Origin of the sequence: Proteus sp. G2669, from assembly GCF_009915245.1 — a bacterium.
Classification (GTDB): Bacteria; Pseudomonadota; Gammaproteobacteria; order Enterobacterales; family Enterobacteriaceae; genus Proteus.
The window spans coordinates 1-24,293 of record NZ_JAABLX010000041.1 but is presented as its reverse complement, the minus strand read 5'-3'; the positions used below and the strand labels follow the sequence as shown (position 1 = coordinate 24,293).

18 protein-coding genes, 2 tRNA genes and 2 rRNA genes are annotated in these 24,293 nt (G+C 40.3%); 5 read left to right on the top strand and 17 right to left on the bottom strand.

The annotated features are described in order from the left end of the window. Positions 1-64: 64 nt before the first annotated feature. The 4 genes from wzzE to trxA all read right to left on the bottom strand — a co-directional run bounded on the left by wzzE (position 65) and on the right by trxA (position 4,788). Entirely contained in the window at positions 65-1,123 is a 1,059-nt protein-coding gene (gene wzzE / locus GWI68_RS10555; protein ID WP_166540365.1) for an ECA polysaccharide chain length modulation protein, read from the bottom strand. A 24-nt stretch (positions 1,124-1,147) separates the two neighbouring features. Then, entirely contained in the window at positions 1,148-2,236 is a 1,089-nt protein-coding gene (gene wecA, locus GWI68_RS10550) for a UDP-N-acetylglucosamine--undecaprenyl-phosphate N-acetylglucosaminephosphotransferase (RefSeq protein ID WP_109410128.1), read from the bottom strand. Positions 2,237-2,638: 402 nt separating this feature from the next. Next, complete coding sequence (rho, locus tag GWI68_RS10545; RefSeq protein WP_036939597.1) at positions 2,639-3,898, bottom strand: transcription termination factor Rho; 1,260 nt, start codon at positions 3,896-3,898, stop codon at positions 2,639-2,641. Positions 3,899-4,461: 563 nt separating this feature from the next. Continuing rightward, complete coding sequence (gene trxA, locus GWI68_RS10540; protein ID WP_006535838.1) at positions 4,462-4,788, bottom strand: thioredoxin TrxA; 327 nt, start codon at positions 4,786-4,788, stop codon at positions 4,462-4,464. Between the two features lie 119 nt (positions 4,789-4,907). On the opposite strand from trxA, the gene rhlB reads away from it, so the two are divergent. Then, complete coding sequence (gene rhlB, locus GWI68_RS10535; protein ID WP_166540246.1) at positions 4,908-6,209, top strand: ATP-dependent RNA helicase RhlB; 1,302 nt, start codon at positions 4,908-4,910, stop codon at positions 6,207-6,209. A gap of 3 nt (positions 6,210-6,212) precedes the next feature. Beyond that, positions 6,213-7,721 (top strand): guanosine-5'-triphosphate,3'-diphosphate diphosphatase, encoded by a 1,509-nt coding sequence (gene gppA / locus GWI68_RS10530; RefSeq protein WP_166540245.1) that lies wholly within the window; start codon positions 6,213-6,215, stop codon positions 7,719-7,721. A 77-nt stretch (positions 7,722-7,798) separates the two neighbouring features. Here gppA and rep read toward each other — a convergent pair whose 3' ends face one another. Both rep and ilvC read right to left on the bottom strand, forming a co-directional pair. Beyond that, positions 7,799-9,823, bottom strand: coding sequence for a DNA helicase Rep (rep, locus tag GWI68_RS10525; protein WP_166540244.1), 2,025 nt, complete (start codon positions 9,821-9,823; stop codon positions 7,799-7,801). A 201-nt stretch (positions 9,824-10,024) separates the two neighbouring features. Further along, positions 10,025-11,500, bottom strand: a complete 1,476-nt coding sequence (gene ilvC, locus GWI68_RS10520) for a ketol-acid reductoisomerase (RefSeq protein WP_166540243.1) — start codon at positions 11,498-11,500, stop codon at positions 10,025-10,027. A 170-nt stretch (positions 11,501-11,670) separates the two neighbouring features. On the opposite strand from ilvC, the gene ilvY reads away from it, so the two are divergent. After that, the gene (ilvY, locus tag GWI68_RS10515; RefSeq protein WP_166540242.1) at positions 11,671-12,558 is read left to right on the top strand and encodes an HTH-type transcriptional activator IlvY; all 888 of its coding nucleotides are present in this window, start codon (positions 11,671-11,673) and stop codon (positions 12,556-12,558) included. On the opposite strand, the gene ilvA is transcribed toward ilvY, so the two are convergent. The 6 genes from ilvA to ilvL form a co-directional block, all read right to left on the bottom strand. After that, on the bottom strand, positions 12,544-14,118 hold the full coding sequence (ilvA, locus tag GWI68_RS10510; RefSeq protein ID WP_166540241.1) for a threonine ammonia-lyase, biosynthetic: 1,575 nt from the start codon (positions 14,116-14,118) through the stop codon (positions 12,544-12,546). The two genes, ilvY and ilvA, sit on opposite strands and share 15 nt — an antisense overlap. Before the next feature lie 3 nt (positions 14,119-14,121). Then, positions 14,122-15,972 (bottom strand): dihydroxy-acid dehydratase, encoded by a 1,851-nt coding sequence (ilvD, locus tag GWI68_RS10505; RefSeq protein ID WP_109410134.1) that lies wholly within the window; start codon positions 15,970-15,972, stop codon positions 14,122-14,124. 71 nt (positions 15,973-16,043) lie between these two features. After that, positions 16,044-16,970: a branched-chain amino acid transaminase gene (locus tag GWI68_RS10500; protein ID WP_109410135.1), complete on the bottom strand. Its 927-nt coding sequence runs from the start codon at positions 16,968-16,970 to the stop codon at positions 16,044-16,046. Between the two features lie 10 nt (positions 16,971-16,980). Continuing rightward, positions 16,981-17,256 (bottom strand): acetolactate synthase 2 small subunit, encoded by a 276-nt coding sequence (ilvM, locus tag GWI68_RS10495; protein ID WP_075674044.1) that lies wholly within the window; start codon positions 17,254-17,256, stop codon positions 16,981-16,983. Then, a complete protein-coding gene (gene ilvG / locus GWI68_RS10490; RefSeq protein WP_166540240.1) occupies positions 17,253-18,902 on the bottom strand; it encodes an acetolactate synthase 2 catalytic subunit in 1,650 nt (549 codons plus the stop codon). The genes ilvM and ilvG overlap by 4 nt, the downstream gene beginning before the upstream one ends. Before the next feature lie 130 nt (positions 18,903-19,032). Beyond that, positions 19,033-19,134 (bottom strand): ilv operon leader peptide, encoded by a 102-nt coding sequence (ilvL, locus tag GWI68_RS10485; RefSeq protein ID WP_071788577.1) that lies wholly within the window; start codon positions 19,132-19,134, stop codon positions 19,033-19,035. A 442-nt stretch (positions 19,135-19,576) separates the two neighbouring features. Here ilvL and GWI68_RS10480 point away from each other — a divergent pair, with 442 nt between their 5' ends. After that, complete coding sequence (locus GWI68_RS10480; protein WP_109410137.1) at positions 19,577-21,109, top strand: YifB family Mg chelatase-like AAA ATPase; 1,533 nt, start codon at positions 19,577-19,579, stop codon at positions 21,107-21,109. A 46-nt stretch (positions 21,110-21,155) separates the two neighbouring features. On the opposite strand, the gene GWI68_RS10475 is transcribed toward GWI68_RS10480, so the two are convergent. After that, positions 21,156-21,494, bottom strand: a complete 339-nt coding sequence (locus GWI68_RS10475) for a DUF413 domain-containing protein (RefSeq protein WP_036939631.1) — start codon at positions 21,492-21,494, stop codon at positions 21,156-21,158. 115 nt (positions 21,495-21,609) lie between these two features. On the opposite strand from GWI68_RS10475, the gene hdfR reads away from it, so the two are divergent. Beyond that, positions 21,610-22,431 (top strand): HTH-type transcriptional regulator HdfR, encoded by an 822-nt coding sequence (gene hdfR / locus GWI68_RS10470; RefSeq protein WP_166540239.1) that lies wholly within the window; start codon positions 21,610-21,612, stop codon positions 22,429-22,431. A 250-nt stretch (positions 22,432-22,681) separates the two neighbouring features. On the opposite strand, the gene GWI68_RS10465 is transcribed toward hdfR, so the two are convergent. From GWI68_RS10465 to GWI68_RS10450, 4 genes are all read right to left on the bottom strand, one after another. Then, positions 22,682-22,757: transfer RNA gene (locus GWI68_RS10465), tRNA-Trp, on the bottom strand. A gap of 7 nt (positions 22,758-22,764) precedes the next feature. Continuing rightward, positions 22,765-22,841 (bottom strand) — tRNA-Asp (locus GWI68_RS10460). Positions 22,842-22,892: 51 nt separating this feature from the next. Next, positions 22,893-23,008, bottom strand: a 5S ribosomal RNA gene (gene rrf / locus GWI68_RS10455). Positions 23,009-23,124: 116 nt separating this feature from the next. Further along, a 23S ribosomal RNA gene (locus GWI68_RS10450) occupies positions 23,125-24,293 on the bottom strand; the annotation flags it as partial.

The following is a 24,293-nucleotide window of genomic DNA, read 5'->3' as shown; positions in this document are numbered from 1 at the left end:
CAATACATCAGGTGCCGAAACACCTGATGTCTCGTTATTGTCATCAGACAAAATTTAATAATTATTATTTTTTTAATGAGCTACGTCTTACTAATGCAACACCTGCACCTGCCAATACACCAATTGCACCCCAAAGCACCATCATAAAGGCACGACGAGGACTATCACGTTTTACAGGATCTTCAGGAGTACGTAAGAAACGGTAAGTTTGGAAGTTATCTTGCAATTTTGCCCCCACAGCGAGGGTCGCTAACATTGCTGTATTTTGATCATAATCACTATCAAAATCAGCACCTGTTGCTACTAAAGTTTCTAGTTGCGATTGCAATAGAGGAACGCCTAGCAGAAATAATTTAGAGTCAGGTAACTCATCAATCGCAATAGAGGTCTGTTTTTGAGAAATACCTTGTTTCTCAGCAACTTTTATTGATTGCTCTAATAAGTTAATTTGACGTTGGTAAGCCGCTTGAGCTGCCATTTCTTGGCGTTTAACTAACGCTTTCATTGACTGTGTTCTTGTTGCCCATGCGGTTATCACTTCATCATTAAGATGAGTAGATGCTCTTTTATTAGCGAAAGCGATATACTCATTTAATAATTGGCTCGCCTCTTTTGATGATTCTGCAATGAGTCTTAATTGATCATTAACCAACTTTTTCTCATCAGAAGGCGTAAATTGAATATTGTTAATTAACTCATCCAATAACGCAGCATTAGCTTGCTCATCATTTTCTTTGCGTTGCTTGAAATAATCCGTTTGTAGCCAAAACTCGCGACGAGTATCAAAAGCAGCAATTTGAGTAACAAACTCTTGATAAGCTTCATCAGGAATACTTAAAGCTGGGGTTTGTGCTGATGGATTAATTTGTGTATCAAGATTACGTAAAAACTGAGATTGCGAATAATAACTGCCTAAGTTATTTATCGTTGGTTTCTCTGTCATTGCGATTGCACTCCATTTAGGTTGCATCAAATAAGATGCCCCAAGTGCAATCACGGCAAAAAGCAGAGCGAACCCTATAATCCAGCTTTTTCCTGACCAAAGCGCACAACAAAGACCTCTGATATCGAGTTCATTATCTGGCTGATTACCCTGTCGGGAGGCGTTATTTTCCGAGTTCATCACGTTAAAAGACCTCTGCTTATATTAATGCTGTTGTGTTGCTCTACGTAAGCGGCGCTTATGTCGTTTAATAAAACGAGCGACTCGCCACGCGCGTTTAATGCAATAACCATACATAACAAATGCAAGCAAGAATAATGCCAACATGAACCATTCAGGGACAAATGATAGGTTTTGACCAATAATACCAATCGCGGCTAAAAGTGCAGCAGCCACAGTTATTAAAATAAAGGCTTGGCGAGAGGTAAAACCCGCACGCATAATCAAATGATGAATATGTTGACGGTCTGGTGAGAAAGGGCTCATCCCTTTACGTAAACGGCGGTACATAATTGCCACCATATCCATAAGAGGAATAGCAATTATCCATAATGCAGTGACTGCTTTTACAGGACGAGGCTGAGTCTGTGTTGATGCAACTAATAGCCAAATAATTGTAAACCCAATCAGGGTACTACCAGCATCCCCCATAAAGACTTTGAATTTTTTACCGCAAACCCCTAGGTTTAAAAGGATATAAGGCAAAATTGCGGCAATAAATGAGAAACACCAGAATGCGAGCGCAGAATTACCACTTTGATATAACAAAATACCTAACGCGCCAAAAGAAACACAAGAAAGACCACCTAATAACCCATCAATACCATCAACCATATTGAAAGCATTAATTGCTGCCCAAACGGCAAAAAGTGTCACAATGTAACCAAAAGGTCCTAAATGCATTTCCCAAGGACCAAAAGCATGACCAAGTGTGTCCAGTTTTAATCCTGCCCCCACCATCATCACGATCCCAACAAATGCTTGGATAGTTGCTCTTATTTTGACGCTAATATCGAAGCGATCATCTAACGCACCGATAAAAACAAGAAGTCCCGCACATGCCAGATACAATTCCTTATGAGGAATGTAGATATCTGAAATATAAAATGCGAAAACAATACCAAAATAGACTGAAATCCCGCCCACAAGAGGGATCAATCCATGATGTTTTTTACGATAATTCGGTTTATCCACGAGTCCTATTTTTTTTGCAATTTTACGAGCCAAGAATAAAAATGCGAAAGAAAATAAGAACACATAAAAAACGCTTGTGCTCATTTTTAGTATATCCACAGTACTGTTCTCTATAATAAATATAGCTGGTTATTTTACCCTTCCATGTGTTTTTATTCTTTTTTCCAGCTCCACCACGACGAGTTTATTCAAAACTCACCACCCTTCATCAATTATAAGTTTTCCTTAACTATTTTTATTGATGCCATCGCTATTTTTATCAATTACTAAAACATGCAATATATATACCAACTTCTCGCTAAGATATTGCACTCAAAATTTAATTACACCCATAAAAAATAAAAACAAAAAACGCCACAATAGTGTGGCGTTTTTATCATATCGTCATTCTAACAAAGTAAACGAGCTTAACAGCATATAAATTGAGGGGATATTACTTATTCTGTAACAGACCACACTCTTTTAATATTTTAATTAGCTCAGCAGCTTTGTTAATAAATCTTATGAGCGTTTCATAAAGTCAAAGAACTCTTCATTTGTCTTCGTCATCGCTAATTTATTAATGAGGAATTCCATCGCGTCAATTTCACCCATAGGATGAATAATCTTACGCAGGATCCACATTTTTTGTAACTCATCTTGAGTCGTCAGCAATTCTTCTTTACGTGTACCAGAACGATTATAATCGATCGCTGGGAAAACACGTTTTTCAGCAATTTTACGAGACAGGTGTAATTCCATGTTACCTGTACCCTTAAATTCTTCGTAGATAACTTCGTCCATTTTAGAACCAGTATCAACGAGCGCTGTTGCAATGATAGTTAAGCTACCACCTTCTTCAACATTACGTGCTGCACCGAAGAAGCGTTTAGGACGATGTAATGCGTTTGCATCCACACCACCAGTTAACACTTTACCTGACGAAGGTACAACAGTGTTATAAGCACGCGCTAAACGAGTAATAGAGTCTAGCAGGATGATAACGTCTTTTTTATGCTCAACTAAACGTTTTGCTTTTTCAATGACCATCTCTGCAACTTGTACGTGACGAGAAGCGGGTTCATCAAAAGTCGATGCGATAACTTCACCTTTAACCAAGCGCTGCATCTCGGTGACTTCTTCTGGACGTTCATCAATCAGAAGTACCATCAATACGCAATCAGGGTAGTTATGAGCAATATTTGCTGCGATATTTTGCAGCAACATGGTTTTACCCGCTTTTGGTGGAGCAACGATAAGACCACGTTGACCACGGCCGATTGGTGCCGCTAAGTCAAGAACACGCGCGGTTAAGTCTTCTGTTGAACCATTACCACGTTCCATGCGTAAACGATTATTAGCATGTAAAGGTGTTAAGTTTTCAAAGAGGATTTTACTGCGGGCATTTTCTGGTTTATCAAAGTTAACTTCATTAACTTTTAGGAGGGCAAAATAGCGTTCACCTTCTTTAGGAGGACGGATTTTCCCTGCGATAGTGTCACCAGTGCGAAGGTTAAAACGGCGAATTTGACTTGGAGAAACATAGATATCATCGGGACCAGCAAGGTAGGAACTGTCTGCGGAACGTAGGAAGCCGAAGCCATCCTGCAATATTTCCAGCACACCGTCGCCGAAAATATCTTCTCCACTTTTCGCGTGTTGCTTCAAGATAGAGAAAATAATGTCTTGCTTTCTCATTCGAGCTAGGTTTTCTAGCCCCATATTTTCGCCAAGTGCTATCAATTCTGATACCGGCGTATTTTTTAATTCGGTAAGATTCATAATGGTGGGTTCTTAATAACTCGGGGTAACTCTCGAACTATGAACGTGAATAGTATAACAGCGAATCGCTGTCAGTTTCGTCATGTGTAAAATTACAGATTATAACTTTCTAACATAAGGGTATAACTAAAATGATAATGTTAGAGAGTATTAATACTATTAGACCAGTCTGCTTTATACCCAGAGAAGTGACATTCATTGTCTCAATGCTATGAGTGTACTTTCAACTTATGGGTTAGGAACATACTTGGAAAAATTTATATTCCCTGAATACTATAGATTATTCTAAGGCAACTTGACTGGTTAGATGAATTCAGATTACTTATATTAAATATCATATTAGATTAAATATCATATCATGTTATTCAATTCTATTACTTTGCACGCTTGATATTCAATATCTCAGACTTATTTAATCATGTCTAATCATATTGACAAGAAGATCCGATATATTATGTAAGTGGCGCTAACTTATCATGCTTCGAAGCGGACGTCTAGCGGTCAATAACAGAAATACTGACAAGGTCTAAACGTCCTACTTTATTTTTGATATCTAAATCAAATTAGATATTTTCGTCTAAAAACTCTTTTAGTTGAGTTTTTGACAATGCGCCTACTTTAGTCGCTGCAACTGCACCGTTTTTGAATAAAATCAGTGTAGGAATACCGCGAATACCGTATTTTGGTGCTGTCAGCGGGTTTTGATCGATGTTTAGCTTCGCAACTGTTAATTTACCAGCGTATTCTGTTGCAACTTCATCTAGAATAGGAGCAATCATTTTACATGGGCCACACCATTCAGCCCAGAAATCAACGAGCACGGGGCCGGTTGCATTTAATACATCAGCATCGAATTTGCTGTCAGATAAGTGAAGGATTTTATCGCTCATTGTTCTACTCCAAAGAATAATATTGACCGTACCAGTGTAACATTAAATAACAAAAGTCTGTCTGCATTTCAGCGGATAAACTTTTGTAATGCAACCCATAACTGATATTCTATTACATTATGAGCAAAACATATTTGACAGAAAAGAAGTTTTCCGACTTCGCCTTGCATCCAAAAGTGATAGAAGCCCTTGAGAAAAAAGGGTTCTCTAATTGTACACAAATTCAGGCATTGACGTTACCTATCACTGTGAAAGGTCAAGACATTGCCGGGCAAGCCCAAACAGGAACAGGCAAAACGTTGGCGTTTTTAACCTCAACGTTTCATTATCTTTTAACACACCCTGCTAAAGAAGGGCATGAAACCAATCAACCTCGTGCACTTATTATGGCGCCAACACGCGAATTAGCCGTGCAGATCTATTCTGATGCTAAAGAGCTTGCGCAAAATACAGGGATAAAAATGGGTCTAGCCTACGGTGGCGATGGCTATGACGAACAACTCAAAGTATTAAGTAATGGTGTCGATATCGTTATTGGCACAACAGGTCGTTTAATTGACTACGTTAAGCAAGGTCATGTCAATCTTAGCGCAATCCAAGTTGTGGTACTTGATGAAGCGGACAGAATGTACGATCTTGGCTTTATTAAAGATATTCGTTGGATCTTCCGTCGTATGCCAGTTGCGGCTGAACGTATGAATATGTTGTTCTCTGCAACACTATCTTACCGTGTAAGGGAACTTGCCTTTGAACAAATGAATAATCCTGAATACGTTGAAGTAGAGCCTGAACAAAAAACAGGTTTTAGTATAAAAGAAGAACTTTTTTATCCTTCAAATGAAGAGAAAATGCGCCTTCTCCAAACGTTAATTGAAGAAGAATGGCCTGATCGCTGTATCATTTTTGCCAATACAAAACATCGTTGTGATGACATTTGGGCACACCTTGCCGCAGATGGACACCGCGTTGGTTTATTAACAGGTGATGTTCCTCAGAAAAAACGTCTACGTATTTTAGAAGATTTTACCCAAGGTAATATTGATATTCTGGTTGCCACCGATGTTGCAGCTAGAGGTCTTCATATTCCATCTGTAACGCATGTTTTTAACTATGATTTACCTGATGATTGTGAAGATTATGTTCACCGCATTGGTAGAACGGGACGTGCGGGTAATAGTGGCAATTCAATCAGTCTTGCATGTGAAGAATATGCTCTAAATTTACCTGCAATTGAGACCTATATTCAACATGCTATTCCTGTGAGTAAATATAATAGTGATGCGTTATTGACAGATCTTCCTGAGCCTAAACGTCGTCACCGTCCTCGCCAAGGTCAGCCCCGTCGCAATAATGCGCCGTCGCGAAACCGAGGAAATAATACTCAACGTAACAACCGAAATAAACGCCCGAGTCATCCATAAATTATGCTGAAATCTTCATCACTTTATGCTGCTATTGATTTAGGTTCTAACAGTTTTCATATGTTAGTCGTTCGAGAAATTGCGGGATCAATACAAGTACTTTCCCGCGTGAAACGTAAAGTTCGACTAGCAGCAGGCCTAAACAGTGAAAATGAATTGTCAGAACAGGCAATGGAACGTGGCTGGCAATGTTTACGACTGTTTTCTGAATATCTGCGTGATATTCCAGCAGAACAAATCAAAGTCGTCGCAACAGCCACATTACGTATTGCTAAAAATGCAGATATCTTTGTCGCTAAAGCCTCTGAAATTCTGGGTAATACGGTTCATGTCATTAGTGGTGAGGAGGAAGCACGCCTTATCTACCGTGGTGTTGCACATACCACAGGTGGTGCAGAACAGCGTTTAGTGGTGGATATTGGCGGTGGAAGCACTGAGTTAGTAACTGGTACAGGCGCTAAAACAACGCAATTGATGAGCCTAAGCATGGGCTGCGTGACTTGGTTAGAGCGCTATTTTACTGATCGCACTCTCACTCAAGAAAATTTTGCCAAAGCACAAGATGCGGCGAAAGCGATACTTTCCCCAATTGCAGAGAAATTACTTCAACAAGGTTGGCAAGTCTGCGTGGGTGCATCAGGTACTGTTCAAGCACTGCAAGAGATCATGATTGCGCAAGGAATGGATGAATTAATTACCTTGCCTAAGTTGGAACGACTTAAACATAAAGCTATTGAATGTGGAAAGTTGGAAGAATTGGAAATTGAAGGGCTCACTTTTGAGCGAGCCTTAGTATTTCCAAGTGGGCTTGCTATATTGATCGCCATATTCGAAACCTTGCACATTGAAAATATGATCCTTGCAGGAGGCGCATTAAGAGAGGGCCTAGTCTATGGCATGTTGCACTTACCTATTGAGCAAGATATTCGCCAACGCACCCTTCGCAATATCCAACGTCGCTTTCAAATTGATATTGAGCAAGCACACCGCGTACAACAACTGGCTGAACATTTTTTTATTCAAGTCAGTAAAAGTTGGCAGTTAGATAATCGCTGTCGTGAATTACTTAATAGTGCCAGCGCATTACATGAAATTGGCCTAAGTGTTGATTTTCGTCAAGCACCGTCACATGCAAGCTATCTACTTTCTCATCTTGATTTACCTGGATACACACCAGCACAACGACGTTTATTAGCATCGTTGCTAAAAAATCAAACAGGGATCATCGATCTTGCGCCCCTTAATCATCAAAACGCGCTACCGATAAGCCAAGCCAATCGACTAGTGCGTTTACTGCGCTTAGCCATTATTTTTGCTAGCCGTCGCCGCGATGATACACTTCCCGCATTACGATTACGCACAGAGGGTGAAACACTCATTATTACCCTGCCTTATCAGTGGCTTAATGAGCATCCATTACGTGCTGAAAACCTCCAAGAAGAGATCCAACTACAGAGTTATGTGCATTGGTCTTTAATGATTGAAGAACAAAATAGCTCTCGTATAAGTTAACTTTTTACTTATACAAAAATAAAAACCCCTTGAACATCAATATGCCAAGGGGTTAATTTTATCTACCAAGTCTTATGCTATTCAGGTTTATGCTTTGCTAGCATTGCTTTTAGTCCAGCAACACCTTTTTGCCCTTTCTCTTGTTTTTCCTCAGCACTTAATACTTTCTTTTTATTGGTATCCCAATTCAAATCATCTTGAGGTAATTCATAAAGAAAACGACTCGGATCTGGTTTGATTAATTCACCATATTGACGTCTTTCTTTACATAATGTAAACGTGAGTGTTTTTTGTGCGCGAGTTATGCCCACATAAGCAAGACGTCTTTCTTCTTCAACATTATCTTCATCAATACTGCTTTGATGTGGCAATATGCCTTCTTCCATTCCCACTAAAAAAACATGTGGAAATTCAAGACCTTTAGAGGCATGCAATGTCATTAATTGAACTTGATCTAGCTCTTCTTCTGTTTCACCGCGCTCCATCATATCGCGCAAGGTAAAACGGTTAACCACTTGAGAAAGCGTCATAGGTTCATGTAATTCATCACCTTCTAGCATTTCACTCATCCATGAAAATAGCTGATTAATATTTTTCATCCTCATTTCCGCAGCTTTTGCACTACTTGAGGTTTCATATAGCCAACTTTCATAATCCATTTCATGCAATAAATCACGCACGGCCAACAGTGGCTCTCGTTCTGATTTTTGCACTATACGCGACATCCATTGTGAGAATGCTTGTAATGAATTTAAACCTCGCCCAGTTAGCGTTTGGCTTAATCCTAAATCAAAACAGGCATTGTATAAGCTTTTATCTCGAATCTTTGCCCATTCACCTAATTTTTGGATTGTTATTGGCCCAATTTCACGGCGAGGTTTATTCACAATACGTAAAAATGCCGCATCATCATCAGGATTAGTAATAACTCGTAAATAAGCAAGAATATCTTTTATTTCCTCTCGTGAGAAAAAAGAGGTTTCCCCCGAAATACGATAAGGAATGCGATTTTGCATCAGATATTTTTCAAAAATACGAGACTGATGGTTACCACGATAAAGTATCGCGTAATCTTTATAATTAGTTTTATTAATAAAGTGATGAGCAATTAACTCACCCGCGACACGTTCAGCTTCATGCTCTTCATTATTGGCGGTTAAAACTCGCAGTTCATCACCATAACCTAATTCTGAAAATAAGCGTTTTTCAAAAACATGAGGGTTATTTTCAATCAATATATTCGCTGATTTTAAAATACGCCCTGAAGATCGGTAATTTTGCTCAAGTTTGATCACATTAAGTTGTGGAAAGTCTTTTTGTAACAACACTAAATTTTGAGGACGAGCACCACGCCAAGAATAAATGGATTGGTCATCATCACCTACAACAGTAAAACGAGCCCTTTCACCCACCAGCCATTTTACCAATTCATATTGGCTTGTATTTGTATCTTGATATTCATCCACCAGCAAATAGCGGATACGTCTTTGCCAACGCTCTCTCACTTCTTCATTCGTGCGCAATAACAAGGTTGGTCGGCTAATTAAGTCATCAAAGTCGAGTACATTACAACTACGCAGATGTTGCTCGTAACGTCGAAAGCATTCGGCAAAAGTATGATCTTGTTGCGATCTCGCCATTCCTGTGGCTTGCTCTGGTGTGAGCATGTCATTTTTCCAGTTAGAGATTTGGCTCTTTAACTGGGAAAGTAAATCTTTATCTTCTTCTAATAAATCAGCCGTTAATTCTTTAAGTAATGCAGATTGGTCTTGGTCATCAAACAATGAAAATTTAGCTTTAATCCCTAACGCTTTATATTCGCGTTTAATAATTTCTAATCCCAATGTATGAAACGTTGAGATCATTAATCCTTTCGCTTCTTGGCGACCTAAGGTTTGAGCAACTCGCTCTTTCATTTCACGCGCAGCTTTATTGGTAAACGTCACCGCCGCAATTTGCTTTGCTGGGTATTGGCATTGACGAATAAGGTGGGCAATTTTATTAGTAATAACCCGTGTTTTACCCGACCCTGCTCCTGCCAAGACCAAGCAAGGGCCTGACACATATTCTACTGCTTTTTGTTGACCAGGATTTAATCGCATACTTTTTCCAAACTTCATTAACCAAGAACATAACGGGGGATAATTGTAGCAGAAAGCGCTCAAAGTCTTGAGTATTCCCTCTTCCAATTTTTCTCACACTATAAAAACAAAAAACCGTACTCCATTAAGAAATACGGTTTTCAATAGATTAAATTTTACTCTTATTTTTACGCTTTTTATCGCATAAAGTACAACAACAAATTACCCACCAACAGAGATACGTTTCATATCTGTCATATAACCACGTAATGTTTTACCAACAGTCTCAATTGGATGTTGGCGAATTGCTTCGTTGATATCACGTAATTGTGCGTTATCTGTTCCATTATCTTGAACTTTTTTCGCTAAATCACCAGATTGCAATGTTGTCATAAACTCTTTCAGCATAGGAACAACAGCGAATGAGAACAGGTAGTTACCATATTCTGCTGTATCAGAGATAACCACATTCATTTCATATAAGCGCTTACGAGCAATGGTATTGGCGATTAATGGCAACTCATGCAGTGATTCATAATATGCTGATTCAGCAAAGATACCCGCTTCAATCATCGTATCAAAGGCTAATTCAACGCCAGCTTTAACCATTGCAACCATTAATACACCGTGATCAAAGTACTCTTGCTCACTGATTTTCCCTTCATATTCAGGGTAATTTTCAAAGGCACTCGCCCCAGTCTCTTCACGCCATGTCAGCAAGTTTTTATCGTCATTAGCCCAGTCAGCCATCATTGTCTCAGAGAATTTCCCTGAAATGATGTCATCCATATGTTTAGCAAACAGTGGAGCCATGATCTCTTTTAATTGTTCTGATAATGCATAGGCGCGCATTTTTGCCGGATTAGATAATCTGTCCATCATCAAGGTGATACCACCTTGCTTCAAGGCTTCTGTAATGGTTTCCCAACCAAATTGAAGCAATTTACCTGCATAGCCCGGCTCAACACCATCTGCAACCATTTTGTCGTAACATAACAGTGAGCCAGCTTGTAACATACCGCACAGAATGGTTTGTTCACCCATTAAGTCTGATTTTACTTCAGCAACGAAAGAGGATTCTAAAACACCCGCTCGATGACCACCTGTTGCGGCAGCCCATGCTTTGGCTATAGCCATACCTTCGCCTTTTGCATCGTTCTCTGGGTGAACAGCAATCAATGTTGGAACACCAAAGCCACGCTTATATTCTTCACGAACTTCTGTACCCGGACATTTTGGTGCAACCATAACAACGGTAATGTCATCACGGATCTTTTCGCCGACTTCAACGATATTAAAACCATGAGAATAGCCTAATGCTGCACCTGATTTCATCAGCGGTTGAACCGCTTGAACAACCGCTGAGTGTTGTTTATCTGGCGTTAAGTTAACGACTAAATCTGCTTGTGGGATAAGTGCTTCATAGGTTCCAACCTCAAAACCGTTTTCGGTTGCACGACGCCATGAGGCACGTTTCTCATCAATCGCTTCTTGGCGTAAGGCATACGCGATATTCAAACCTGAATCACGCATATTTAAACCTTGGTTAAGGCCTTGAGCGCCACAACCAACAATAACGACTTTTTTGCCTTTCAGGTAATTTGCTTCATCAGCAAATTCTTCGCGTGACATAAAGCGACATTTACCTAATTGCGACAACTGCTGACGCAGATTCAATGTATTAAAATAATTTGTCATAGAAGACTCCAAAATCGTTGTGTATGTGTTTGCTATTATTATCCTCACTCTCCGTGAGGTGTTGCATGACTTTACTATATGGGATGAAAGCCATTGCTTAAATTGATATATTTACAAGATAGTGTTGCAAAAAACGCAACGTTCTTTTTTATCACCTAAGGTGGCTGATAATGGATATTCGTGATCTCAAACTCTTCCTGCATTTAGCTGAAAGCTGCCACTTCACCAAGACGGCACAAGCTATGCACGTCAGCCCCTCTACGCTCTCTCGTCAAATTCAACGCCTTGAGGAAAGCTTAGGCCACCCACTGTTTTTACGTGACAACCGACAAGTCACCCTTACTGATGCTGGCGAACAATTAAAGCGCTATGCCCAACAAACCTTGTTGCAATATAAGCAACTCAAACACACGCTAAACCAAAATAGCCCCAGCCTTTCTGGTGAGTTACGCCTATTTTGTTCTGTTACTGCCGCTTACAGTCATTTACCGCCTATTCTTGACCGCTTTCGAGCTGAAAACCCATTAGTTGAAATAAAACTCACCACTGGTGATGCAGCTGATGCAGTCGATAAAGTGCAATCTGATGAAGCTGATTTAGGTATCGCAGGAAAACCTGAAAAGCTTCCTGAAAATATCTGTTTTGAAAAAATAGGCGAAATTCCATTAGTACTGATTGCGCCTGCTTTACCTTGCAATGTTCGCCATCTTGCAACTCAAGAGAAGCCCGATTGGCTTAATATTCCGTTTATCATTCCTGAACATGGCCCATCAAGACAACGGATCGCGCTATGGTTTAAGCGTCATCGTATCCACAATCCTTCGATTTATGCGACAGTTTCGGGACATGAAGCGATCGTTTCAATGGTTGCATTAGGTTGTGGTATTGCGCTTATCCCACAAGTTGTCGTTGATAACTGTCCTGAGCCTGTGCGTAATCGCATCTCTTCATTGGATAATATTTCAATGGTAGAACCTTTTGAGTTAGGCGTTTGCGCATTACACAAACGCCTTCAAGAACCCGTTATCAGTGCTTTTTGGCGGTTACTCCACGACTAAACTTGCTGTTTGCGGTGACAAGAACAATTGAAATGAAGGATTTCCTGTCTCATCATGATACTCATAACCCAAGTCATCTAAATGTCGCTCAAAACGCCCTTCCGTTTCAGGAAGTTCAAATGCCACCAGCACACGCCCATAATCCGTACCATGGCTACGATAATGAAATAAGGTAATATTCCAATAAGTCCCTAATGTTTTTAGAAACTTCATCAAAGCACCCGGAGATTCTGGAAATTCAAAGCTAAATAGGCGTTCTTTAAGTGGTTTATTCGGACGCCCACCAACCATATAACGCACATGCAGTTTTGCCATTTCATCATCAGATAAATCAGCAACTTGATAACCAGCAACGGTGAGTTCACGTAAAATTTCTTTACGCTCTGCGAGCCCTTGACTTAAACGTACACCGACAAAAATACGTGCATTTTCAGGATCAGCATCGCTATAACGATAATTAAACTCCGTAACAACACGTTGACCTAAGATTTGACAAAAACGTAAGAAACTCCCTTTTTGTTCAGGAATAGTCACCGCCAATAGCGCTTCACGTTTTTCACCGAGTTCACAGCGTTCAGAAACATAGCGTAAGCCATGAAAATTCACATTTGCACCAGAAAGAACATGCGCAAGACGCTCACCTTTGATTTGATGCTCTTCTACATATTTTTTAAGCCCTGCTAATGCTAATGCACCTGAAGGCTCTGCAATTGCACGTACATCTTCAAATAAATCTTTTACTGCAGCACAAATTGCATCGCTATCAACAGTAATTACATCATCAACATACTTTTGGCATAAACGGAACGTTTCATCACCGATACGTTTAACCGCAACACCTTCAGCAAAGAATCCAACTCTTGCTAATTCAACGGGATGCCCGACTTCTAAAGCAGCTTTTAAACATGCAGCGTCTTCAGCTTCAACACCTATTACCTTAATTTCTGGCATAAGCTGTTTGATTAATACTGCGACCCCAGCAATTAAGCCACCACCACCAACAGGTACGAAAATACGATCAAGATGAACATCTTGTTGTAAGAGTTCCATTGCCAGTGTTGCCTGCCCTGCAATTACTGCGGGATGATCAAAAGGCGGAACAAAGGTGTATCCCATCTCTTCAGATAGCGCGATAGCTTTCGCTTTTGCTTCATCAAAGTTGGCACCATAAAGCAATGCTTCTCCACCAAATTGACGAACAGCATCAACTTTAATATCCGCCGTTGCCACTGGCATCACGACTAATGCCTTTACACCCATTCGATTCGCTGATAACGCAACGCCTTGCGCGTGGTTCCCCGCAGATGCAGTCACAACACCTTTCGCTTTTTGCTCAGGAGTTAGTCCCGCAATCATGGTATAAGCACCACGTAATTTAAAGCTATGAACCGGTTGTCGGTCTTCTCGCTTAACTAAAATAGTATTCTCTAAACGCTCAGAGATTTTTGTCATCTCTTGAAGCGGGGTTACTATTGCAGCCTCATAAACAGGTGCGCTTAGTGCGGCTTTTAAATACTCAGCGCTACTTGGCGCTGAATTTAAAGGTCTAAAGGCAGCCATCACTTACCCCCCTAATTTAGATTTATCACGCACCGCACCTTTATCGGCACTGGTGGCTAAAGAGGCGTAAGCACGTAAGGCAAACGAAACTTGGCGCTGTCTATTTTGTGGTGTCCATGCTTTATCACCTCGAGCATTTTGTGCATCACGACGAGCTGATAACGTTTTATCATCTACCTTTAATGAGATCTCTCGGGTTGGAATATTGATAGAGACAATATCGCCTTCTTCCACTAAACCAATGACGCCACCATTTGCCGCTTCAGGTGAAACATGCCCGATAGATAAACCTGATGTTCCACCAGAGAAACGCCCGTCAGTGATAAGTGCACAAGCTTTCCCTAATCCCATTGATTTTAAATAAGAGGTCGGATACAACATCTCTTGCATTCCAGGGCCACCTTTAGGGCCTTCATAGCGAATAATTACCACATCGCCAGCAACGACTTTCCCACCTAAAATGGCCTCTACCGCATCATCTTGGCTTTCATATACTTTTGCTGGACCACTAAAGATCAAGTTATCTTCATCAACGCCCGCTGTTTTAACAATACAACCATCTTTCGCTAAATTACCAGATAACACCGCTAATCCACCATCTTGGCTATAAGCATGTTCTTTACTACGGATACATCCGTTTTCACGATCAGTATCTAAGGTTGGCCAACGACAATTTTGAGAGAAAGCCTTTGTTGTACGAATACCTGCAGGGCCTGCTTGGAACATTGATTTTACTTGCTCATCTTGTGTTAACATCACATCATATTGTGCTAACGTTTCTGGCAAGCTTAATCCTAAGATATTACCTACGTTACGGTTGAGTAATCCGGCTCTGTCTAATTCACCTAAAATACCCATAACTCCACCTGCACGGTGAACATCTTCCATATGATATTTTTGTGTACTTGGAGCCACTTTGCATAAATGAGGCACTTGGCGAGAAAGTCTGTCGATATCTTCCATAGTGAAATCAACCTCACCTTCTTGAGCTGCTGCTAATAAATGCAGAACCGTATTTGTCGAACCGCCCATTGCAATATCTAAAATCATTGCATTTTCAAAGGCTTCTTTTTTGGCAATATTGCGTGGTAATGCAGATTCATCATCTTTTTCATAATAACGTTTGGTTAATTCAACAATACGCTTACCCGCATTAATAAATAATGTTTCACGATCAGCATGAGTTGCAAGCAATGAGCCATTTCCCGGTTGAGATAATCCCAGTGCTTCTGTTAAACAGTTCATGGAGTTTGCAGTAAACATACCCGAACACGAGCCACATGTTGGGCAGGCTGATCGCTCAATTTGTTCACTATCAGCATCACTGACATTTGGATTTGCCCCTTGGATCATGGCATCAACCAGATCTAATTTGATCAGTTGATCTGAAAGCTTCGTTTTACCCGCTTCCATTGGCCCACCAGAGACAAAAATAACTGGGATATTTAAACGTAAAGACGCCATTAACATTCCCGGAGTGATCTTGTCGCAGTTTGAGATACACACCATCGCATCAGCACAGTGTGCATTAACCATATACTCGACAGAATCAGCAATAAGCTCACGCGATGGTAAAGAATAAAGCATTCCACCGTGCCCCATTGCGATACCGTCATCAACTGCAATGGTATTAAATTCTTTAGCAACACCACCAGCTGCTTCAATTTGCTCAGCAACCAATTTTCCTAAATCCCGCAGATGCACATGACCTGGTACAAATTGCGTAAATGAATTCACAACTGCGATAATGGGTTTACCAAAATCAGCATCAGTCATTCCCGTTGCACGCCATAAGGCACGGGCTCCAGCCATATTACGACCATGTGTCGTTGTTGCTGAACGGTATTTAGGCATTTTTCACACTCCTGCGATAAAGAAAGCGAGTAGGGAACATCTACCCGCTAAACAAATTTATTTGATTATGTTTATGAATTGATTGGATCTAACCAGCCGTATTTATCTTCTGTTTCACCTGTGAACAGACCAAAGAACGCTTTTTGAATTGCTTTGGTCACAGGGCCACAACGTCCGATACCTACTTGGATACCATCAACGCTACGTACAGGTGTAATTTCTGCCGCGGTACCTGACATAAAGACTTCATCTGCAAGATAGAGTGACTCACGAGAAAGCACTTGCTCACGTACTTCATAACCCAGATCTTTTGCCAATTTAATAATGGCATCACGAGTGATCCCTGGCAGAGCTGACGAAGTAAATGGAGGTGTAAAGATAACCCCATCTTTTACTTCAAATAAGTTTTCACCTGCACCTTCTGATAAATAACCATGAACATCTAATGCTATCCCTTCTTGATAGCCATGACGACGCGCTTCGCTACCCACTAATAATGATGATAAATAGTTACCGCCCGCTTTTGCTGCAGTTGGGATAGTATTGGGTGCCGCACGATGCCAAGAAGAAACCATCGCATCAATACCTTTATCTAAAGCTTCTTCACCGAGATATGCTCCCCAAGGGAATGCCGCGATAATCACATCCGTTTTATAACCAGCCGGAGGATTAACCCCCATACCAACATCACCGATGAAAACTAATGGGCGAATATAAGCACTGACCAATTTGTTTTTACGTAAAGTTGCGCGACATGCTTCCATTAATTCGTCAACACTTTGCTCAACAGGCATACGATAAATTTTTGCTGAATCATGTAAACGTTGCATGTGTTCACGATGGCGAAAGACCACTGGTCCTTTATGAGAATCATAACAACGCACACCTTCAAACACAGAAGTTCCATAATGTAATGCATGAGACATAACGTGTACTTTTGCCTCAGCCCATGGAACCATTTCACCGTTAAACCAAATATAATCAGCTTGCTTTGTCATTCTTTTATCCTTACATGGCACTGAGTGCACTCATGAATCGTAATTTTTCTTTCTGTTGATGTGATACTTGAATACCTGCAACATCAGCTAATTTTGTTAACTGGCTGCATAAAAGTTCTAATGGTCGCTGACTGCTTACAGTCAGGCTTAAATTGATATTATTACTTTCCGTGATATTCATATTCATTGAGCATATATGAAAACCACGATGGCGGATAACTCTCAGGATACGTTCTAAGATCTCTGGACAAAAACGGGCTTCAATTGTGATATTGTGTTGGTTCATTTTGATTTCTCCATCATCTCATCATTACTTGCGCCCGGCGGAACTAAAGGCCAGACATTTTCAGCGTCATCGATAGATACCTGTAATAAATAAGGGCCATCGCTCTCTAATAAACATGTAATTGCATCAACAACCTGTGCTTTTTCTGTAATACGTTGCCCTGGAATATCAAATGCTTTTGCTAAGGCAACAAAATCTGGGTTATCGGTTAAAATTGTTTCGCTATAACGTTGTTCAAAAAATAGCTCTTGCCATTGGCGAACCATACCAAGACGTTGGTTATCTAATAACACCAGTTTAATTGGTAATTGTTTACGTTTGATTGTGCCCAGTTCTTGCACATTCATCATAAAAGAGCCGTCGCCTGAAACGCAGATAACACAAGCATCTGGCCTAGCTATTTGAGCACCAACAGCCGCTGGGATACCAAACCCCATGGTGCCTAAACCACTTGAGGTGATAAAATTTTCAGGTGCATCAAATGTCATATGTTGCGCTGACCACATTTGATGCTGGCCAACATCTGTTGTCACAACGGTATTTTTAGGTTTGGCGTCTGATAATTGTTTTAATAACAAAGGAGCATAAATTGCAGAGCCCGGATGATCATAACGCCAAGCATGTTCTGTTTTTAATTCTTGTACTTCTTGTTGCCAAGATGCGATAGATAATGGCTGAGACAAAACAGGCAACAACGCCTTAGCATCTCCCAATAACGCAACATGCGCCTGTTTCAATTTATTTAATTCTGCATGATCGATATCGATATGGATAACCTTGGCATTAGGTGCAAAAGTATTTAGTTTCCCCGTAACGCGATCATCAAAACGCGCACCAACAGCAATTAATAAATCACTACGCTGAACAGCATAATTTGCCGCTTTAGTGCCATGCATACCTAACATACCTAAATAATTAGCATCTAACGCATCGGCACAGCCTAACCCTTTTAAAGTGGAAACTACTGGCATTTCAGTTTGCTTTACAAACTCTCTTAATGCTTCCACTGCATTGCTCATGGCAACGCCACCACCTACATACAAAATAGGTTTTTGTGCCTGTGCTAACATCTGCTTAGCTTGTACTAGCTCTTGTGTTGGATAAGGAAATTCTTGTTCCTCTGGTAATTCATAATTTGATAAATGGGAAGCATCGGCTAATTGAACATCTTTCGGAATATCAATTAAAACAGGGCCAGGACGGCCTTGAGAAGCTATAGAAAATGCCTCTGATAACACTCTTGGTAATTCATCAACAGATGAGACTAAAAAACTATGTTTAGTACATGCCAACGAAAGACCTAAAACATCAATCTCTTGGAATGCATCAGTCCCAATTAAATCAGAGGCAACTTGCCCTGTGATGGCAACAACAGGCACAGAATCTAACAATGCATCAGCAAGTCCAGTGATAACATTAGTAGCGCCTGGGCCTGATGTCGCAATACAAACCCCCGTTGTACCAGTAGAACGGGCGAAACCGATAGCAGCAATGGCAGCACCTTGTTCATGACGACATAAAATATGTTCAACACCGCCATCATAGAGTGCGTCATAAACAGGCATAATCGCACCACCAGGATAACCAAAGACGGTTTCAACTTGCTGTTTTCGTAATGCCTGTACTAACCACTGTGCTCCATTCATTCTCTCACCCTGCCATCTTAACTTCTTGTTTAATTTGAATTTATTTTCTATTTAATCTCTTTTTCAAACTCAGGCTCAAAAAAAACCCCCGCGCCTTTCGGTGCGGGGGTTTTTAAGAGATCCGGCTAGTTTAGTTAGCCTTTCTTCGTCCTAGTGCAGCCCCGCACGGTGGGTTAATAATCACCACCACGCTGACAATAATTAGGCTAATCACTAGGACGATAGTATTCATAGTTTTATAACTTCTTTTCTTATTTAAAATGTATGTTTGTTGTGTTTTCTTTCACTCTGTCCTTTTAGAGTTATCATGATATTTTAGAATTGACAACGTTTATTTTGAAAATAATCTCAACACAATGATTTTTATAAATATTTTTATAATCAAAACAACCAACAGAGCATTAATCTAAAAATAATTAATTTAATAGTGATTAACTCTGTTATTGCTATTATTATTTTATTTTTTTCATTATTGAATTTTATTATTTAAACTTTGAAGATAAATATATATTTAATTAATTTTATATTATTGAAAATAATTATATTTAAATATTTATTTTCATTATATTTCAATATGTTATTTTATTTTAGAGTTATCTCGCATTTATTTAATACTCCATTTAACACGCAAGAAAAAATAAATTAAAAAGATTAAAAATAATGGAGAATAAAAAATGGCATTGGCAATAATATATACTCGTGCTTCTTTAGGAATTTCAGCACCACTTATTACGATTGAAGCACATATTAGTCAAGGATTACCTGGATTAACATTAGTGGGTTTGCCTGAGACAGTCGTTAAAGAAGCAAAAGACAGAGTAAGAAGTGCATTAATTAATAGTGGATATATTTACCCAGCAAAAAGAATAACAATTAATCTTTCGCCCGCCGATTTACCCAAAGAAGGAGCACGTTATGATCTACCTATTGCACTTGCAATATTAATTGCATCAGAGCAGCTAACCTCAAATAAATTAGAACGTTATGAGTTTATTGGAGAGCTTGCACTATCAGGTAAACTTCAACGAGTAAACGCTATTATTCCTTCAATACTTAGCGCTTCAAAAGATCATCGAATATGTATTGTATCAATAGAACATCAGACTGAAGTTTCATTATTACCAAATAGATCTGCTTTATTAGCCTCTCATCTTTTAGAAATTTGTCATCATCTAGAAAATAATACGCCATTAATTGAAGCTGAAGAATTTATTATTAATGACGCAATTGAAAATCAAGATAATAAAGATATGAGCGATATAATTGGTCAAAATAATGCAAAAAGAGCCGCAGAAATTACAGCAGCAGGAAATCACAACATTTTATTTCTTGGCCCACCGGGAACTGGGAAAACAATGTTAGCACAAAGAATAAGTACGCTTCTTCCACCTTTAACCCCTAAAGAAGCACTTGATGTCTTGGTCATTAGTAGTTTAAGGGGAATCACATTTAATGAACGAAAATGGCCTTTAAGACCTTTTAGAGCTCCGCATCATACTTCATCTGCGGTTGCTTTAACGGGAGGTGGAACACTCCCTAAACCAGGAGAAATTACCTTAGCACATCATGGGATCTTGTTTTTAGACGAATTGCCTGAGTTTGAACGCCGTGTACTTGATGCATTACGTGAGCCACTTGATGCAAGAGAGATTACTATTTCACGAGCCAAAGCCAAAATAAGCTATCCAGCGAATGTTTTACTGATAGGTGCTTTAAATCCAAGCCCAACAGGGCACTATCAAGGTAATCATAATCGAGCACCAATAAAACAGATATTACGCTATTTAAGCAAGGTTTCTGGGCCTTTTTTAGATAGATTTGATTTATCGGTCGAGATGCCCCTTCTTCCTCAAGGCACACTGATTCATCCTTCATTTGAGGCAGAAAACAGCATGACAATTAGAGCCAGAGTTTTACAAGCAAGAGAACGACAATTTTCACGGTGCGGAAAAGTGAATACTTACCTAACAGGAAAAGAAATTGAATGCTATTGCTCATTAAGTACCAGTGATGCCACTTTTCTTGAAGATACACTCAATAAATTAGGATTATCTATACGCGCATGGCATAAAATCTTAAGAGTATCGAGAACAATTGCAGATCTTGCGGGTGAAGAGAAAATACAGAGAAATCATTTAATTGAAGCATTAAGCTTTCGCGCAATGGATAGGCTAATGATCTATTTACAAAAGCAATTAGATGGATAAATAAAAAGGAGCGAAAAAACGCCCCTTTTTACTAAAACTAATGATATTAATCATCAGAGTCGGTATAGTCATCAGATGGATCGAGCTGTGGCTTTCCACCCGATAATGTATGAAAACGTTTTGGACGACTTATACGACTGGTATATTTCTTCCAAATTTTTTCTTCAACCGTTGCTGCTTCTCGTTCGCCACGACACATGGCAACAAATAATTTTTCCGCTTCAGTTGTAGGTTCTCGTTTACCTAGATCAAGTTCATTAAAGGCTTGACCATGACGTTCCAATATCTGGGATTCCTTGATAGTGAAATCGCCATGACGAGAAAAACCACGCGGATAATGTTTATTGTCAAAAAAACGATTAGTCGTGATAAAACTTTCTGCCATCTGACACACTCCTAATTCTCTATCGTCATACTTATGGCGCGGAGTATTAGATAGTCATGCGGTTCTGTAAAACAAAATATTTAAATCGTAACGACAAATTTTTTTGGAGATAGATGTGGATACCGAATTACTGAAAACCTTTTTGGAAGTCAGTAAGACTAGACACTTTGGCCGAGCCGCTGAATCTCTTTATTTAACGCAATCTGCGGTTAGTTTTAGAATACGGCAATTAGAAACACAATTAGGCACAAATCTGTTTACCCGCCACCGCAATAATATCCGCCTCACTGTTGCTGGTGAAAGGCTTATTCCTTATGCTGAATCGTTAATGAATACATGGCTTTTAGCTAAAAAAGAAATTAGCCATGCATCTCAACATTCTGAGTTATCAATTGGCGCCACAGCATCACTCTGGGAAGCTTATCTAACATCTTGGTTACAGGAATCTTATCTAGAAAGAAAAGAGCTCAGAATCGAATCTAGAGTCTCTACGAGGCAATCTCTTGTAAAACAACTTCATGCAAGAGAACTTGATCTTCTTTTTACAACTGAAGCACCCAAGATGGATGAATTAGAAAGTAAAATTATTGGTAATATTACTTTTCAGTTGATGAGAATAAAATCAGATAGAACAGAGGAAATAGCACAATTTATCAAAATAGAGTGGAGTGCAGATTTTCAGTCCTTTCTTCCAAATGGAACAGAGCAAAAAATTGATCCTGTTTTAACCACTAATTCAGCAACTATTGCCTATCAATTAATGAAAACAACACATGCTGTTGCTTTTCTTCCCACACATTGGCGTGATCTTTATTCTGATCTTATGCCAGCCTCAACAGATATTGTTCAAAAACCTTTATTTGCTGTTTGGCTAAATAACAGTGATCAACAAGCATTAATACAACAGTTATTAAAACAGCCTATAAACCAACAATAAAGCTTAGATTTCTCTATAGTTATCAATGGATCACAGTAGAATTTAAGCTTATTTTTCATTAATTAGAATAAATAATAATAGTGTCATACTGATATGCTGATATAGGGAAATATGTGTAGTCAGTTTGTTAGGATAGAGCATAATAAATGCTCAGAAAGAAAGCGATTTAGAGGATGATAGATAACAAAAAGCCCAGTTAATTAACTGGGCTACAAAGAAGTATAAATTTTGTTATTACTTAATTGGTAACTGGCAGGGGCGGAGAGACTCGAACTCCCAACACCCGGTTTTGGAGACCGGTGCTCTACCAATTGAACTACGCCCCTAAATAGTTGGCGGAACGGACGGGACTCGAACCCGCGACCCCCTGCGTGACAGGCAGGTATTCTAACCAACTGAACTACCGCTCCGCGTATTCTTTTCGCGATTAATGTTTTCCAACACTAATGCTTTAATTTAATGCCTGGCAGTTCCCTACTCTCACATGGGGAGACCCCACACTACCATCGGCGCTACAACGTTTCACTTCTGAGTTCGGCATGGGATCAGGTGGGACCGCTGCGCTATGGCCGCCAAGCAAATTCTGTTTAATCACCCGTTACTCCGATTTCTCGTCATAACCAGCAATTTCAATCTTAAACAAGCTTACTTCATCTACTTTTTGTCTCTCAGACAAAACACCTTCGGTGTTGTCAGGTTAAGCCTCACGGTTCATTAGTACTGGTTAGCTCAACGTATCGCTACGCTTACACACCCAGCCTATCAACGTCTTAGTCTTAAACGTTCCTTTAGGTCACTCAAGGTGACAGGGAAGACTCATCTCGAGGCAAGTTTCCCGCTTAGATGCTTTCAGCGGTTATCTCTTCCGCACTTAGCTACCGGGCAATGCCATTGGCATGACAACCCGAACACCAGTGGTGCGTTCACTCCGGTCCTCTCGTACTAGGAGCAACCCCTCTCAATCTTCCAACGCCCACGGCAGATAGGGACCGAACTGTCTCACGACGTTCTAAACCCAGCTCGCGTACCACTTTAAATGGCGAACAGCCATACCCTTGGGACCTACTTCAGCCCCAGGATGTGATGAGCCGACATCGAGGTGCCAAACACCGCCGTCGATATGAACTCTTGGGCGGTATCAGCCTGTTATCCCCGGAGTACCTTTTATCCGTTGAGCGATGGCCCTTCCATTCAGAACCACCGGATCACTAAGACCTACTTTCGTACCTGCTCGAGCCGTCACTCTCACAGTCAAGCTGGCTTATGCCTTTGCACTAACCGCATGATGTCCGACCATGCTTAGCCAACCTTCGTGCTCCTCCGTTACTCTTTAGGAGGAGACCGCCCCAGTCAAACTACCCACCAGACACGGTCCCCGATCCAGATTATGGACCTAGGTTAGAACATCAAACGTTAAAGGGTGGTATTTCAAGGTTGACTCCATGCAGACTGGCGTCCACATTTCATAGTCTCCCACCTATCCTACACATCAAGGCTCAATGTTCAGTGTCAAGCTATAGTAAAGGTTCACGGGGTCTTTCCGTCTTGCCGCGGGTACACTGCATCTTCACAGCGAGTTCAATTTCACTGAGTCTCGGGTGGAGACAGCCTGGCCATCATTACGCCATTCGTGCAGGTCGGAACTTACCCGACAAGGAATTTCGCTACCTTAGGACCGTTATAGTTACGGCCGCCGTTTACTGGGGCTTCGATCAAGAGCTTCTCCCTAAGGATAACCCCATCAATTAACCTTCCAGCACCGGGCAGGCGTCACACCGTATACGTCCACTTTCGTGTTTGCACAGTGCTGTGTTTTTAATAAACAGTTGCAGCCAGCTGGTATCTTCGACTGGCTTCGGCTC

What these genes read in the sequence shown, in the direction of transcription:
- ilvD (WP_109410134.1), bottom strand. Translation starts at nt 15,972, where the DNA reads ATGCCTAAATACCGTTCAGCAACAACGACACATGGTCGTAATATGGCT.
- rhlB (WP_166540246.1), top strand. Translation starts at nt 4,908, where the DNA reads ATGAGCAAAACATATTTGACAGAAAAGAAGTTTTCCGACTTCGCCTTG.
- ilvA (WP_166540241.1), bottom strand. Translation starts at nt 14,118, where the DNA reads ATGGCTGCCTTTAGACCTTTAAATTCAGCGCCAAGTAGCGCTGAGTAT.
- GWI68_RS10480 (WP_109410137.1), top strand. Translation starts at nt 19,577, where the DNA reads ATGGCATTGGCAATAATATATACTCGTGCTTCTTTAGGAATTTCAGCA.
- ilvL (WP_071788577.1), bottom strand. Translation starts at nt 19,134, where the DNA reads ATGAATACTATCGTCCTAGTGATTAGCCTAATTATTGTCAGCGTGGTG.
- wzzE (WP_166540365.1), bottom strand. Translation starts at nt 1,123, where the DNA reads ATGAACTCGGAAAATAACGCCTCCCGACAGGGTAATCAGCCAGATAAT.
- rho (WP_036939597.1), bottom strand. Translation starts at nt 3,898, where the DNA reads ATGAATCTTACCGAATTAAAAAATACGCCGGTATCAGAATTGATAGCA.
- trxA (WP_006535838.1), bottom strand. Translation starts at nt 4,788, where the DNA reads ATGAGCGATAAAATCCTTCACTTATCTGACAGCAAATTCGATGCTGAT.
- ilvG (WP_166540240.1), bottom strand. Translation starts at nt 18,902, where the DNA reads ATGAATGGAGCACAGTGGTTAGTACAGGCATTACGAAAACAGCAAGTT.
- rep (WP_166540244.1), bottom strand. Translation starts at nt 9,823, where the DNA reads ATGCGATTAAATCCTGGTCAACAAAAAGCAGTAGAATATGTGTCAGGC.
- ilvC (WP_166540243.1), bottom strand. Translation starts at nt 11,500, where the DNA reads ATGACAAATTATTTTAATACATTGAATCTGCGTCAGCAGTTGTCGCAA.
- GWI68_RS10475 (WP_036939631.1), bottom strand. Translation starts at nt 21,494, where the DNA reads ATGGCAGAAAGTTTTATCACGACTAATCGTTTTTTTGACAATAAACAT.
- GWI68_RS10500 (WP_109410135.1), bottom strand. Translation starts at nt 16,970, where the DNA reads ATGACAAAGCAAGCTGATTATATTTGGTTTAACGGTGAAATGGTTCCA.
- ilvM (WP_075674044.1), bottom strand. Translation starts at nt 17,256, where the DNA reads ATGAACCAACACAATATCACAATTGAAGCCCGTTTTTGTCCAGAGATC.
- ilvY (WP_166540242.1), top strand. Translation starts at nt 11,671, where the DNA reads ATGGATATTCGTGATCTCAAACTCTTCCTGCATTTAGCTGAAAGCTGC.
- gppA (WP_166540245.1), top strand. Translation starts at nt 6,213, where the DNA reads ATGCTGAAATCTTCATCACTTTATGCTGCTATTGATTTAGGTTCTAAC.